This window comes from Sphingomonas sp. (assembly GCF_019635455.1).
Lineage (GTDB): Bacteria > Pseudomonadota > Alphaproteobacteria > Sphingomonadales > Sphingomonadaceae > Sphingomonas.
On record NZ_JAHBZJ010000011.1, the window covers coordinates 16,282 to 30,321 of the forward strand.

General features: G+C 63.7%; 12 protein-coding genes. All 12 read left to right on the plus strand.

The features are described 5' to 3' along the window. Positions 1-108 precede the first annotated feature (108 nt). The 12 genes from KF783_RS13255 to KF783_RS13310 all read left to right on the plus strand — a co-directional run bounded on the left by KF783_RS13255 (position 109) and on the right by KF783_RS13310 (position 14,032). Positions 109-2,298, plus strand: a complete 2,190-nt coding sequence (locus KF783_RS13255) for a DPP IV N-terminal domain-containing protein (RefSeq protein ID WP_294080311.1) — start codon at positions 109-111, stop codon at positions 2,296-2,298. Positions 2,299-2,359: 61 nt separating this feature from the next. Then, positions 2,360-3,772 carry a DUF418 domain-containing protein gene (locus KF783_RS13260; protein ID WP_294080075.1) on the plus strand — a complete coding sequence of 471 codons (1,413 nt, stop codon included), beginning with the start codon at positions 2,360-2,362 and terminating at the stop codon, positions 3,770-3,772. Between the two features lie 579 nt (positions 3,773-4,351). Continuing rightward, the gene (gene rpsM / locus KF783_RS13265; protein WP_294080076.1) at positions 4,352-4,720 is read left to right on the plus strand and encodes a 30S ribosomal protein S13; all 369 of its coding nucleotides are present in this window, start codon (positions 4,352-4,354) and stop codon (positions 4,718-4,720) included. Between the two features lie 58 nt (positions 4,721-4,778). Then, positions 4,779-5,168 carry a 30S ribosomal protein S11 gene (gene rpsK / locus KF783_RS13270; protein ID WP_066579261.1) on the plus strand — a complete coding sequence of 130 codons (390 nt, stop codon included), beginning with the start codon at positions 4,779-4,781 and terminating at the stop codon, positions 5,166-5,168. 105 nt (positions 5,169-5,273) lie between these two features. Continuing rightward, positions 5,274-6,335 carry a DNA-directed RNA polymerase subunit alpha gene (locus tag KF783_RS13275; RefSeq protein ID WP_294080078.1) on the plus strand — a complete coding sequence of 354 codons (1,062 nt, stop codon included), beginning with the start codon at positions 5,274-5,276 and terminating at the stop codon, positions 6,333-6,335. 216 nt (positions 6,336-6,551) lie between these two features. Next, positions 6,552-7,322, plus strand: coding sequence for a glycosyltransferase family 2 protein (locus tag KF783_RS13280; protein WP_294080079.1), 771 nt, complete (start codon positions 6,552-6,554; stop codon positions 7,320-7,322). Continuing rightward, the gene (locus KF783_RS13285; protein WP_294080081.1) at positions 7,319-8,416 is read left to right on the plus strand and encodes a radical SAM protein; all 1,098 of its coding nucleotides are present in this window, start codon (positions 7,319-7,321) and stop codon (positions 8,414-8,416) included. The genes KF783_RS13280 and KF783_RS13285 overlap by 4 nt, the downstream gene beginning before the upstream one ends. A gap of 124 nt (positions 8,417-8,540) precedes the next feature. Then, positions 8,541-8,963, plus strand: coding sequence for a 50S ribosomal protein L17 (gene rplQ / locus KF783_RS13290; RefSeq protein ID WP_294080083.1), 423 nt, complete (start codon positions 8,541-8,543; stop codon positions 8,961-8,963). Positions 8,964-9,127: 164 nt separating this feature from the next. Beyond that, entirely contained in the window at positions 9,128-9,565 is a 438-nt protein-coding gene (locus tag KF783_RS13295; protein ID WP_294080085.1) for a DUF1573 domain-containing protein, read from the plus strand. Positions 9,566-9,876: 311 nt separating this feature from the next. Beyond that, positions 9,877-12,024, plus strand: coding sequence for a prolyl oligopeptidase family serine peptidase (locus KF783_RS13300; RefSeq protein ID WP_294080086.1), 2,148 nt, complete (start codon positions 9,877-9,879; stop codon positions 12,022-12,024). A 180-nt stretch (positions 12,025-12,204) separates the two neighbouring features. Beyond that, positions 12,205-12,765 carry a hypothetical protein gene (locus tag KF783_RS13305; RefSeq protein ID WP_294080087.1) on the plus strand — a complete coding sequence of 187 codons (561 nt, stop codon included), beginning with the start codon at positions 12,205-12,207 and terminating at the stop codon, positions 12,763-12,765. A gap of 70 nt (positions 12,766-12,835) precedes the next feature. Next, the gene (locus tag KF783_RS13310; RefSeq protein ID WP_294080088.1) at positions 12,836-14,032 is read left to right on the plus strand and encodes a dipeptidase; all 1,197 of its coding nucleotides are present in this window, start codon (positions 12,836-12,838) and stop codon (positions 14,030-14,032) included. Positions 14,033-14,040: the final 8 nt, after the last annotated feature.

Here is a 14,040-nt window from a genome sequence, read left to right on the forward strand (position 1 = left end):
TACGCGCGCCGCGAACGCCGATAGCCGGGAGCGATTGACGAAATCCGGATGGTGGCGATGTGGCGTTCGATAACGGGAATTGCGGCGATGGTCGCCGGGGCGCTGGCGATGCCGGTTGAGGCGGCGACGCAACGCAGCGACCTGACGCTCGAACGGGTGTTCGCCAGCCCCGACCTTGCCGGATCGACCCCGCGTGCGCTCAAATTGTCGCCGGACGGCAGATATGTGACCGTGCTGCGCAACCGACCGGACGACGGACAGCGGTTCGACCTGTGGGCGATGGACACCACGACCGGCGAATGGCGCATGCTGGTCGACAGCCTGAAGCTGGGAACCGGCGCGGAACTGTCCGAGGCCGAAAAGATGCAGCGCGAGCGCGCGCGGATCGGCGGGACGCGTGGCATCGTCGCCTATGACTGGGCGCCGGACGGCAAGTCGATCCTGGTGCCGCTCGACGGCGACCTGTATCTCGCGACGCTCGATGGCAAGGTGCGCCGGCTGACCGCCACCCAGGCGGCCGAACTCAATCCGGTCATCAGTCCAAAGGGCGGCTTCGCCAGCTTCGTGCGCGACCAGAATCTCGTCGTGCTCGACCTGGCCACCGGCAACGAGGCGCAGGCGACGCGCGAGGGTGCGGGAACCGTCCATTTCGGCGAGGCGGAGTTCGTCGCGCAGGAAGAGATGAATCGCCGCACCGGCTATTGGTGGTCCCCCGACGACCGGCGCATCGCCGTCGAACGCTTTGACGAGGCGCCGGTCGGCATCGTCAGCCGCGCCGCGATCGGGGCGGAGGGGACGCGCGTCTATGACCAGCGTTATCCCAAGGCCGGGACGCCCAACGTGCTGGTCGATCTCTATGTGATGAACCCGGACGGGTCGGGGCGGGTCAAGGTTGATCTGGGGGCGGACCCCGACATCTACCTTGCCCGCGTCGATTGGGCGCCCGACGGCCGGACATTGCTGGTCCAGCGCCAGAATCGCGCGCAGACCGTGCTCGACATGCTCGCCGTCGATCCGGCGACCGGCACGTCGCGGGTGTTGTTCAGCGAGAAATCGGGTGCGCGCAGCTGGGTGAACCTGTCCGACGCCTATCGCGCGCTCCGTGATGGCAGCCTGATCTGGTGGTCCGAACGCGACGGACACGGCCATCTCTACCGGCTGACGGACGGTAAATGGACCCAGCTGACCAGCGGCGACTGGGACGTCGCGGATCTGGTCGGGGTGGATGAGGCGAGCGGGCGCGTGACCTTTTCCGGCAATCGCGACGGGGTGCTCGAACGCCATCTCTATACCGTCAATCTCGGCCGGCCGGGCGTCGTCAGCCGGATCACCGAACCTGGCTGGTGGAACGCGGCGAGCGCGAACGGTACCGCCAGCCGGATCATCCTCACCCGATCCAACCCCGATCAGCCGCCACAGGTGATGCTGACCGACGGCGCGGGCAAGCGGCTCGCCTGGGTGAATGAGAACCGGGTCGCGGGCGATCACCCCTATGCGCCCTATCTTCCCAGCCACCGCGAAAAGACGTTCGGCACGATTCGCGCGGCGGACGGCACCGTGCTGCATTGGGAAATGATTACGCCGAAGATGGAGCCGGGGAAGAAATATCCCGTCTTCTTCCACCATTATGGCGGCCCGCATTCGCAACAGGTCAGCCGCGCATGGGGCGGGACGACACCGCTCCAGCAATATCTGGTCGATCGCGGCTATATCTGGTTCGTGATCGACAATCGCGGCGCCGCCAATCGCGGCAAGGCGTTCGAGGACCATCTGTTCCAGGCGATGGGCGGGGTCGAGGTGGCGGACCAGCTCGCCGGCGCGGCGTATCTGAAGGGGCTGGACTTCGTCGATGCCGATCGCATCGTGACCTATGGCTGGTCCTATGGCGGCTATATGACGCTCAAGCTGCTCGAAGCGGCGCCCGACGTCTTTGCCGCGGGCATCGCCGGCGCGCCGGTGAGCAAATGGGAATTGTACGACACCCATTATACCGAACGCTATATGGGCGACCCGCGCAAGGTGCCGGACGCGTATCTGAAGGCCGATACGGTGCAGGACGCGCTGAAGATCGCCGATCCGCTCCTGCTGATCCACGGCATGGCGGACGACAATGTCGTGCTGGAACATTCGACGGTGATGATGGCGCGGATGCAGGCCGGCGCGGTGCCGTTCGAAACGATGCTCTATCCCGGCCAGACGCACCGGTTTGCCGGGTCGGGGGTCAACGTGCATCTCTGGCGCACGATCCTCGACTTTCTCGACCGCCGCCTGATGCCGCGCATGGAAGCGGGGAAATGAATTGACGCCCTGATCCGGACCGATAACCCTTCGCCGATTTGGCGCGGCGTGGGGGTGAGTCGTGACGGAAACGGTGCAATTGGGGCCGGTGCGTGGACGCGCACGGATCGATGTCCTGGACATTCTTCGCGGGCTCGCGATCCTGGGCATCTTCTATCTCAACATTCCCGCCGAGGCGTCACCCATCGCGTTCCTGTTCGGCGATGTTCGGTTGATTGGATGGAGCACGGCGGACCAGATCGCCTGGGCCGGGCAGGAGATCTTCCTGTCGGGGACACAGCGCTGCCTGCTCGAATTCCTGTTCGGTGCCGGCTTCATGGTGCTGACCGCGCGGGCGATGCGCCCGGACGGGCCGGTGGCGGTCGCCGACCTGTTCATGCGCCGGACGCTGTGGCTGCTGGCGTTCGGCCTCGTCAACGTGTTCGTCGTGATGTGGATCGGCGACATCCTTACCGTCTATGCGCTCGCCTCGCTGTTCCTGTTTCCGTTTCGCAAGCTGGGGCCAAAGACGCTGGTCGCGCTTGGCTGCGGCCTTGCATTGGTCACGGCGGTCGGGGGCGGGGTCGAATATGCCGGCCGGACAGCGCTGGTCGAGCGTGTCCATGCCGCTGAGGCCCGGCAGGCGGCAGGCGTCGCTCCATCGGCGCAGGACAGGGCCGCGCTGGCCGAATGGCAGACCAAGCTGGACCGGTTCAGGCCGAGCGAGCAATCCAGAAAGGACCTTGCGAATGAAGTCGCCGGCCATTCCGGCGGCGTCGTCGCCTATGCCCAGCTTTATTGGGGCATGTGGATCACCTTCTTCATCGGTCAGGGTATCATCTGGATGTCGGTGATCGAGGCGTTCTGCGCGATGCTGATCGGGATCGCGCTGTGGAAATGGGGGATTATTCAGGGCGAACGGAGCGCGCGCTTTTACGTGATCCTCGCGCTCGTCGCCTATGGCTTCGGGTTGACGGCGCGGGGCGTCGGCACGTTCGAGATGATGAGCTTCAGCCCCATTCCGAAAACGATCTGGATCACCAGCGAGTTCGCGCGGCTGGCGACGGGGCTGGGACACCTGGCGCTGGTCAATCTCGCCATGAAGGCGGCGGCCGGCCGGCATATCCTGTCGATCTTCAAGGCGCCGGGCCGCACCGCCTTTTCACTCTATTTCCTGCAACAGATCATCGGGCTGCACATCCTGTTCGCGCCTTATGGATTCAATCTGTGGAACCGGTTCGGCTGGGCGACGCAGTTCTGGATCGCGACCGCGGTCATTGTCCTGTGCATTGTCGTCGCGAACCTGTGGGTCCGCGTCTTCGCAAACGGGCCGTTGGAATGGGCATGGCGCAGCCTCGCCTATGTGAAATGGCAACCGTTCCTGCGTCGGCGCGAAGCGGGTGCGGAACCGTGGGTCGAACCGGTGACGATCGGGCCGGCGACGATCGGGCAGGGCGCGGTCGGGCAGGGGGCGGTCGAGGGGGCGGCGACCTGACACCCTGTCGTGCAGAGATACCCGAATCGGCGGCACTGATGCCGCTCAGTTCGCGTGCGGGCCATCCGCTCCGATCCGGAAAGGGCCGGGCGGCACGCCGTGTGACGCACCGTCCGGCTGGGAGTCGTGACCGGCGACTGGTCCCGCGATGACGGCCATCGCGGGCGGACGCCCCCGATGACTTCTTGACGAGAACGGTCTTGATCTGCGGCGAATTGTTCCGGGTCTGGCCGGCCTTCGCCGCCAAATACCAACGTTCGATATCATCGCGCGATCGCGAGGTGCGGCGAGCATGGCGCTATTCCGTCGGGTTTGACGATGTGCGACAAGTGACGGTGTGCGGCAAGGCGGGATGGGGCGGGAACCGCCACCTGCGCGATGATTCGAAAAAACCTGGCTTGACAGGCGCGCCATCGCTTGACAGCTTTCTCTGCTCTCCCTAGTTGCCATGCCTTCCGAAAGTCAGGCTGATCCGGCGGCGCGTTCGCGCACGTCGGCGTCCTGCGTTTCGGGTCAACGCGAAGAGATGGGGTGCAAGGCTGCCATGCAGCGCCCCGTGGAGCTGGGAGAACAAAGTTCATGGCACGTATTGCGGGCGTCAACCTGCCCACCAACAAGCGCGTTCTGATCGCGCTTCAGTATATCCACGGCATCGGCGCGGCCAAGGCCAAGGAAATCACCGACAAGCTGGGCATCGCGTCCGAACGTCGCGTGCAGGACCTGACCGACCAGGAAGTGTTGCAGATCCGCGAGGCCATCGACGCGGGCTACACCGTCGAGGGCGACCTTCGTCGCGAAACCGCGATGAACATCAAGCGCCTGATGGACCTGGCCTGCTATCGCGGTCTGCGCCATCGCAAGGGCCTGCCGGTTCGCGGCCAGCGCACGCATACCAATGCGCGCACCCGCAAGGGCAAGGCGAAGCCGATCGCTGGCAAGAAGAAGTAAGCCGCTGGGCCGCTTCGTCGCGGCCCGCCTGCTTCGATTTTCGAAGGATTACTGAATAATGGCACAAGCACCGCAGCGTCTTCGCCGTCGCGAACGCAAGAACATCACCGCCGGCGTCGCCCATGTGAACGCCAGCTTCAACAACACCATGATCACGATCACCGATGCCCAGGGCAACGCGATCAGCTGGTCGTCGGCCGGCATGATGGGCTTCAAGGGCTCGCGCAAGTCGACCCCCTATGCCGCGCAGGTCGCGGCCGAGGATGCGGGCCGCAAGGCCGCCGAACACGGCGTCCGCACGCTCGAGGTCGAGGTAAAGGGTCCCGGTTCGGGCCGCGAATCGGCGCTTCGTGCGCTGCAAGCGGTCGGTTTCCAGATCACCTCGATCCGCGACGTGACCTCGATCCCGCATAACGGCGTTCGTCCGTCGAAGCGCCGCCGCGTCTGATCTACCTTTCCGCGTCGCCTGCGGATCCGGGAAGCCGGGTCCGGGGCGGGGCGGCTCTCTTTACTGGCAGGACAGCCCCCGTCCTGCCCAACCCAGGGGAAGCCCGTGTCTGTCAACGCAAAGAACTGGCAGGAACTGAAAAAGCCGAACGGCCTTGAGAAAAAGGGCGGTGACGGCAAGCGCAAGGCGACCTTCGTCGCCGAACCGCTCGAGCGGGGCTTCGGCCTGACGCTCGGCAACGCGCTGCGCCGCGTGCTGCTCTCGTCGCTTCAGGGCGCCGCGGTCACCTCGATCAAGATCGAGAACGTCCTTCACGAGTTCAGCTCGCTCGCCGGCGTGCGCGAGGACGTGACCGATCTCGTCCTCAACGTGAAGCAGATCGCGCTCAAGATGCAGGGCGAGGGCGCCAAGCGCCTTCAGCTCAGCGCCACCGGTCCCGCCGAAGTGAAGGCCGGCGACATCGCCGTTTCCGGCGATATCGAGGTGATGAACCCCGATCTCGTCCTCTGCCATCTTGATGACGGCGCGACGCTCAACATGGAACTGACCGCGGATACCGGCAAGGGCTATGTCCCCGCCGCCGCGAACCGTCCGGCCGACGCGCCGATCGGCCTCATCCCGGTCGATGCGCTCTACTCGCCGGTCCGCCAGGTCAGCTACAAGGTAGAGAATACCCGCGTCGGCCAGGAACTCGATTACGACAAGCTCAGCCTGTCGATCGAAACCGACGGCACCGTGACGCCGGAAGACGCGCTCGCCTATGCCGCGCGCATCCTTCAGGACCAGCTGGCGCTGTTCGTCCATTTCGACGATTCGGCGATCGCGCGTTCGGCGCCGATCGGCCAGGCCGCTCCGGCCGCTTCGGAAGCGGGCGCGGGCGACACCGCGACGATCAACCGCTATCTGCTCAAGAAGGTGGACGAGCTGGAGCTGTCGGTCCGTTCGGCCAACTGCCTCAAGAACGACAACATCATCTATATCGGCGACCTGGTCCAGAAGACCGAGGCCGAGATGCTGCGCACGCCGAACTTCGGCCGCAAGTCCTTGAACGAGATCAAGGAAGTGTTGTCGAGCATGGGCCTGCGCCTCGGCATGGAAATCCCGGGCTGGCCGCCCGAGAATATCGAGGAAATGGCCAAGAAGCTCGAACAGGAGATCATGGGGTAAGGCACGCAATCTGCTGGATTACGACACAGGGGGCGTCTCGCAGGAGGCGCCCCCGTTTGGTATGCGGGCGCAGGCGTCGCGATATTCGACTTGATCTCCGGCGTGGCGTCTTCATGATCGCTGCCATGTGGCGGAGAGATGGTTGTGTCGCCTTGTCCTGCACCTCTGGAACCAGCGGTTGTGGTGCCCCTCACCGGTGACGGATGCGGCGTTTCCGTGCTGATCCTGACGCTCAATGAGGAACGTAATATTGAGCGATGTCTTCGCTCCGTTCACTGGTCGAACGACGTGGTCGTGCTGGATTCGGGAAGCGTCGATGCGACGATCGAGCGTGCGGCGCGCTTTTCCAACGTCCGGATCGTCGAGCGCGCATTCACAGACTATGCCGATCAACGCAATTTCGGGCTGCAAGGTATCCGATATCGTAACCGCTGGCTGTTTGTACTCGATGCCGATGAAGAGGCGAGTGAGGCACTCGGAGATGAATTGGCCGGGGTTGCGGCTTCGGGAAGCAACCGTCTGGTCTATCTTGTCCGGCGCCATGTTGTGCTGCACGGAAAAGTCCTCCGTCACAATTTGACATCGACGTTCTGGATCGAACGCATGCTGATCCCCGGCGCTGTACGCTATTACGGCGCCGTCCACGAAAAGCTGCAATTCAACGGGGAGTGCGGCCGACTTCACGGTCGTATCCTGCACCATCAATTCGACAATGGGATCGATGACTGGTTTCGGCGTCGCATACGTTATGCGCGGCTGGAAAACGCTGCGACCGATGCGACCGGACCTTCTTACAGGGGACCGCTTTCTCGTCGGATCCTGTTAAAACGGATTTTTCGAAAATTGCCTGCGCGCTGGGCAGTCTATTTCATCTTCAATTTGATCGTTTCGCGGGCATATCTCGACGGCAAGGAAGGGGTTAGATACATTTGGCTGGAGGCACGAAGCCAATATCTGGCAAATCGGTGTGGTCGAGAGCGAGTATGATCGGCAATCTTCGGCACGTTCCACCGCTGCTTTTTCATCACCGACTGACCGAGGTGACCTATTTCGTCACCGACATCTGCAACATGAAGTGCCGTCATTGTTTTGTGCACGACGCGCTCAACAATCGCCGGGAGCGGCTGTCGGTCGAAGAAATTGAGCGGATGGCAACCTTTATCCCAGCGATGCAGCGTGTGCATCTCGGCGGTGGGGAGCCTTTTACGAGGCACGACATCGCGGATCTTGCCGTCACCGTTTCCAACAAATGGCGCGCAGGTGTCGTCTGCATCCCTACCAACGGCTGGTTCACAGATCGCTATGCACCTTTCATCCGTCATGTGGGCGAACGTATTTGCGGCAATCTACGGCTGCACTTCTCGATCAACTCTTCGGATCCGAAGGAAATGGACGATTTTACGCAACTCAAGGGCAGCTTTGCCCGTTGGCGTACGTCAATCGACCAAGCGCTGGAGATGTCTGCGTCGTATCCGCAGATCACCGTTGTCGCTCTCGCGACCTACAACGAACATAATCAGCATCGCTTCATCGACTTGATCGATTTTCTTCACGATCAGGTCGGCGTTGAGGATTTCAGTTTTCAGTTGGTTCGCACCCATGGCGGTTATGCACCGCCATTGGATATCGACGGGTTCCGTGCGGCGAGCGACTATTATTTTCGCAAATTCGATCGACACAATCGCGTGCTTGCTGCCTTTCGCCAGGCCACGCGCGCCGCCAATGCCGACTATTTCGAGCAGCCGGAATTTCAAAAGGCATGTACGTCCGGCAAGCTTCGGGTCGTGATGTCGCCGGATGGTAACGTCTACCCGTGCGAAAAGATCGGGTATCCCAATCTCAAAGATATGCATCGCACGTTGATGGGAAACATTCGCGATTTCGGCTACGATCTCAATGCACTCGTCAAGAGCGCGACCGGCCGGGCGGTGCATCGGCAGATTTGCGTCGACAAATGCCATTGCGATCACAATATCGACCAAAGCCTGAGGCTGCTCTCGTCGCCGAACTTTCGCAATGCAGTACTGAAATCAGCGGTAGGCATGGAAATGAGAGATAGGGAGCGCAACGCGCAGCCTTGACTTTCGGCGCGAAGTCGGGTTTTGCCAGCGGCCTCACGACATGTGACTGGTTTTGGGCGGTGGCCGGTACATCGCCTGCTCCGGGGTACCTGATACGGCCCCCGAACGAACGAAGGAAATACCCATGCGCCATAAATACGGCGGTCGTAAGCTCCAGCGCACCTCGGCGCATCGCGCCGCGCTGTTCCGCAACATGTCGGCCGCGCTGATCAAGCATGAGCAGATCACCACCACCGTCGCCAAGGCGAAGGAACTGCGCCCGTATATCGAAAAGCTGGTGACGCTGGCGAAGAAGGGCGGCCTGTCGAACCGCCGTCTCGCCCATGCCCGCCTGCTGGACGACGCGCAGCTGGTGAAGCTGTTCGACACGCTGGCTTCGCGCTACGCCGATCGCAACGGCGGTTATACCCGCATCGTCAAGATCGGCCCGCGCGCGTCGGACGCCTCGCCGATGGCGATCATCGAGTTCGTCGATCGCGACGTTTCGGCCAAGGGCCAGGACTCGGGTCCGGTGATGGCCGATGAGGATTTCGACGAAGCCGCCTGATCGCGGCGCCGCACGAAACGGAAAGGGGCGGTCGCGCAACGGCGCGGCCGCCCCTTTCGTTTGCCTGCGGTGCCGCGGCCGGCACGGGGCAACTGGTCATTCTGCCAGTTGCCTCCCTCACGCGCGATCAAGGATGACAAGGCGTGATGGCGGAGGGTCGAACAATGAACGGTAGGGTCGCAAATCGGGTTGTCGCGGCGGTCGCGGCGGCGTCGCTGGCAGCTTTTCCGGCGTTTTCGGCAGCGCAAAATCCAAAGGCGCCCAGGTTCCTGTTTTCCGGCGAAACCTTCGATTTCGGCACGATCCCGGAAGGTCCGGTCGCAGAGCATATCTTCATGTTCAAGAACGTCGGCAAGGAACCGCTCATCATCCAGAGCGCAAGCGCAAGCTGTGGCTGTGTAACGCCGGATTGGCCGAAGGAGCCGATCCTGCCGGGCAAATCAGGCAAGATCATCGTCCACTACAGCACCCAAGGGCGTGTGGGTCCGTTCAGCAAGACGGTTTACATCGCCAGCAACGTAGCGAGCGAAAGAGATCGGTACGAACTCTATATCAAGGGAACGGTTCAGTCCGCGTCCGCTGCGTCACGGCCGTTTGGCTGAAATCACCGATCACCATCGTCCCGCCACGCGGGTCGGATATGGCATGGGGCGGCACCGGTTGCCGCGCCGACGTTTCCTGCCGCCGCCCTCGATCGCCATGTGAACGGGCTTCCCGGCGTGGCGCGAATCGGTTCCGGCCGTGCGGCACGCATATGCGATCGCAAAGATCGCCCATCCGCTGATCGTATCGTCGGTGGCGAGCGGGGCGGTCTGCGTAATCGCGACCGCCGACCCCGCCCGATCGGCGTACCGGCGCTTGACCGCGCACGTCTTGCCAATAGGGTTGCGCAATCCCTTCCCAGGAGAACCCCATGCGCCGCGCGTCGCTTCTTGCCCTGCCCCTCCTTTTCGCCGCCCCCAACGCCATTGCCCAGACGGAGACCAAAGCCACGATGACCGCGCCCATCACCTATCCCGAAACAAAGCGCGGCGACGTCGTCGAGGAGCAGTTCGGGGTAAAGGTCGCCGATCCCTATCGCTGGCTTGAAAACGATGTGCGCAACGATCCGGAAGTGGCGGCATGGGTCGCCGCGGAGAACAAGGTCACCGATGCCTATCTGAAGACGCTGCCGGGCCGCGACATCTTTCGCGACCGGTTGAAGCAGCTGTTCAACTATGAGCGGTTCAGTGCGCCGTACAAGAAGGGCGGGCGCTATTTCTACTTTCGCAATTCCGGCCTTCAGAACCAGTCGGTCCTGTATGTCCGTGACACGCTGAACGGCCAGGGGCGGGTGCTGATCGATCCGAATGGCTGGGCAAAGGACGGCGCGACTGCGCTCGCCGAATGGGCGCCGTCGGAGGATGGGAAGAAGCTCGCCTATGGCGTGCAGGATGGCGGCACCGACTGGCGCACGATCCGCGTGCTCGACGTGGACAGCGGCAAGCTGCTCGACGACGAGCTGAAATGGGCGAAGTTCACCGGCCTTGCTTGGATGAAGGACGGATCCGGCTTCTTTTACGAACGCTTTCCGGAGCCAAGGGAGGGGACCGCCTTTCAGGCGGGCGCCGACAATCACGCCGTCTATTTTCACCGGCTCGGGACGCCGCAATCTGCGGACCGGCTGGTCTATTCGACGCCCGACGCACCCAAGAATCTGCACGGCATCGGCCTGACCGACGACGGCCGCTACGCGATCCTCTATTCGACGCCGGGATCGTCGAACAACGATTTGAGCGTCATCGACCTGAAGAGCGCCGAGTGGAAACCGCGCCAGCTGGTCAGCGGGTTCGAGTCCGAATGGGGCGTGATCGGCAATGTCGGGCCGAAATTCTATGTCTCGACGACGAAGGATGCGGCGCGCAGCAAGATCGTGACGATGGACATTTCGGGCGCCCAGCCGGTGGTCGCCGATCTGGTGCCAGAGGATCAGGCGGTGCTCAACGGCGCGTCGATGGTCGGCGGGCGCCTGATCCTGTCCTATCTGGTCGATGCGAAGACCGAGGTGCGTCGCTTCACCCTGGACGGGAAGCCGGACGGCAAGGTGGCGTTGCCCGGCATCGGCACCGCCGGCGGCTTTGGCGGCGATCAGGACGACAATGAAAGCTTCTACATCTTCACCAGCTTCAACGCGCCAAGCGTCGTCTATCGCTATGACGTGGCGAAGAACAAGGCGACCGTGTGGGCGGCCCCGAAGGTGGCGATCGACCTGAGCAAGATCGCCGTCGAACAGCGCTTCTACACGTCGAAGGACGGCACGAAGATCCCGATGTTCATTGTCCGACGCAAGGATGTGACCGGGCCGGCGCCGACCCTGCTCTATGCCTATGGCGGGTTCAACATCACCCAGCTGCCCAGCTTTTCGACCTCGCGGCTCGCCTGGGTGGAGCAGGGCGGGGTATTCGCGCTCGCCAACATCCGCGGTGGCGGCGAATATGGCAAGGCATGGCACGATGCGGGCCGGTTGATGAACAAGCAGAATGTGTTCGACGATTTCATCGCCGCCGGCGAATATCTGAAGGCTCAGGGGATCACGACAAAGGATGGTCTGGCCATCCAGGGCGGATCGAATGGCGGCCTGCTGGTCGGTGCGGTCGTCAACCAGCGGCCCGACCTGTTCGCGGCGGCATTGCCGGCGGTCGGCGTGATGGACATGCTCCGGTTCGACAAGTTCACCGCCGGGCGCTATTGGACCAGCGATTACGGGTTCCCGTCGAAAGAGGCGGATTTCCGCAACCTTCTCAAATATTCGCCCTATCACAACATCCAGGCGGGCAAGGATTACCCCGCGATCCTCGCCACCACCGCCGATACCGATGACCGCGTGGTTCCGGGCCATACCTTCAAATACACCGCCGCGTTGCAGGCTGCCGATATCGGGCCGAAGCCGCATCTCGTCCGCATCGAAACGCGCGCCGGACACGGATCGGGCAAGCCGACCGACAAGGTGATCGAGGAGACCGCCGACCTGTGGGCCTTCGCCGCGAAATGGACCGGCCTCAAGGTCGATCCGGTGAAGTGATCGAGGGGGATGGAGCGGGCGCCACTGGCGCGCGCTCACCGTCGCGGACATAAAGTCGGCGTTTGCGGGCAAATATCCGCCGTCGCGTTGAAGCGGTCGTGTGCCTCCTAGAACCGGTTCATCGCCGTGAAAGCACCGCTCGCCTAGCACCGTTTCAGCTTTGAAACGAAAGGGCGGGCCATGTTGGGCAAGGTAAGGGCGATCGGTGCGGCTGCGGCGGTTCTGGCGACGGTATCGATGGCGGTGCCGGCGGAGGCGCAGTGGCGCGGCCGCTATCCGCCCCGGCATCGCGACCGGATCGATGGCGGCGACGTGCTGCTCGGCGCGCTGATCGCGGGCGGCATCATCGCGCTGGCGACGTCGGGGGACCGGCGGCGCGCCGATCCGCCGCCGCCGCCCGCGGATGCGCCGCCCCCGCCGCCGCGGATCGGCGACCCGCGCTATGGCGACGGCACCGGTGGCGGTCCCGATGACCGGCCGGTCGATGTGGTGGACGAGGACAGCGCCGTGGACAGCTGCGCCGCCGCCGCCGAGGATGAAGGGCGCGGCATGGCCCGGCTGGCGCAGGTGACCGGGATCAGTCGCGTCGATGCCGCCGCCAATGGATGGACGGTGCGCGGCACGATCGAACTGGGCGATGGCTATCGTGGCCAGCGCCGGCCCTATGGCTTCACCTGCTCGGTGGCACAGGGCATTGCGCCCGCCGTCCGGTTCGACGGACAGCGTTATTCGGCGCGCTGAACCGCATCGCCCTTGCGCGGGCGGACACAGGCGATAGGCTCGACCGGCAACGGACCCGAAGGAGCCTGTCATGCGTCCCCTGATCCTCCCGCTGGCCGCGCTTGCCGCCGCGTCCTGTTCGACCGGCGGCGTTCAGCCGGCGGAGGCGCCGCCGGCGGCGCGTTCGCTGCACGACCGGCTGCTGACGCTCGACACCCATCTCGATACGCCGGTCTGGTTCGCCAATCCCTATTGGAAGTTCGGCGATCGGCACGACTGGCGCACGGATCTGGCTCAGGTCGATCTTGGCCGGATGGACGCCGCGCTCGATGGCGGGATGTTCGTGATCTACACCCGCCAGGGTCCGGTGACGCCCCAGGGGTTCGCCGACGCCAGGGCGTTCGCGTTCAAGCGCCTGGGCGAGATCGAGCGGACGATCGGCGCCTATCCGGACCGCATCCGGCTGGTCACCACCCCGGCCCAGGCGATCGCCGCCGACCGTGCCGGCAAGCGGTTCGCCTTTATCAGCATCGAAAACAGCTATCCGCTGGGCGAGGATATTTCGCTGCTGGACGCATTCTACAAACGCGGCGTGCGGATGGCCGGGCCGGTGCATTCGAAGGACAATCAGCTGGCGGATTCGGCGACCGGCAGCCGCACCTGGAAGGGGCTGTCGCCGCTCGGCCGCAAATGGGTGGCGGAGATGAACCGGCTGGGGATGCTGATCGACGGCAGCCATTCGTCCGACGATACGTTCGATCAGATGCTGGAATTGTCAAAGGCGCCGATCATCCTTTCGCATTCCGGCCCGCGCGCGATGTTCGACCATCCCCGCAATATCGACGACGCCCGCATCCGCAAGCTGGTGGCCAAGGGCGGCGCAGTGTGCATGAACAGCTTCTTCGTCGCAAAGGCCAATTACACGGCGGAGCGCAACCGGCTGTCGGACATGGCCGACAATATCGCCAGCCTGACCCCCGAACAGCAGAAGAAGCTGACCGCCGACATCCGCGCGCTCGACGCGACGACGCCGGTGCAGGACGCGGATTTCGAAATCTATATGCGCAACCTGTTGTACCTGCTGAAGGTCGCCGGGCCGGATCATGTCTGCATGGGTGCGGACTGGGACGGCGGCGGCGGGCTGCGCGATTTCGAGGATATCACCTATCTCCCGAAGATCACCGAACGCCTGATCGCCGCCGGCTATTCGGAGGCGGATCTGGCGAAAATCTGGTCGGGCAATGTCTTCCGTCTTCTCCGCGCGGCCGAGGCGGCAAAGGGGCGTTAGCGGCCAGG

Coding starts and splice junctions, on each gene's coding strand:
- KF783_RS13305 (WP_294080087.1), top strand. CDS start 12,205: ATGTTGGGCAAGGTAAGGGCGATCGGTGCGGCTGCGGCGGTTCTGGCG.
- rpsM (WP_294080076.1), top strand. CDS start 4,352: ATGGCACGTATTGCGGGCGTCAACCTGCCCACCAACAAGCGCGTTCTG.
- KF783_RS13310 (WP_294080088.1), top strand. CDS start 12,836: ATGCGTCCCCTGATCCTCCCGCTGGCCGCGCTTGCCGCCGCGTCCTGT.
- KF783_RS13255 (WP_294080311.1), top strand. CDS start 109: ATGCCGGTTGAGGCGGCGACGCAACGCAGCGACCTGACGCTCGAACGG.
- rplQ (WP_294080083.1), top strand. CDS start 8,541: ATGCGCCATAAATACGGCGGTCGTAAGCTCCAGCGCACCTCGGCGCAT.
- KF783_RS13295 (WP_294080085.1), top strand. CDS start 9,128: ATGAACGGTAGGGTCGCAAATCGGGTTGTCGCGGCGGTCGCGGCGGCG.
- rpsK (WP_066579261.1), top strand. CDS start 4,779: ATGGCACAAGCACCGCAGCGTCTTCGCCGTCGCGAACGCAAGAACATC.
- KF783_RS13300 (WP_294080086.1), top strand. CDS start 9,877: ATGCGCCGCGCGTCGCTTCTTGCCCTGCCCCTCCTTTTCGCCGCCCCC.
- KF783_RS13285 (WP_294080081.1), top strand. CDS start 7,319: ATGATCGGCAATCTTCGGCACGTTCCACCGCTGCTTTTTCATCACCGA.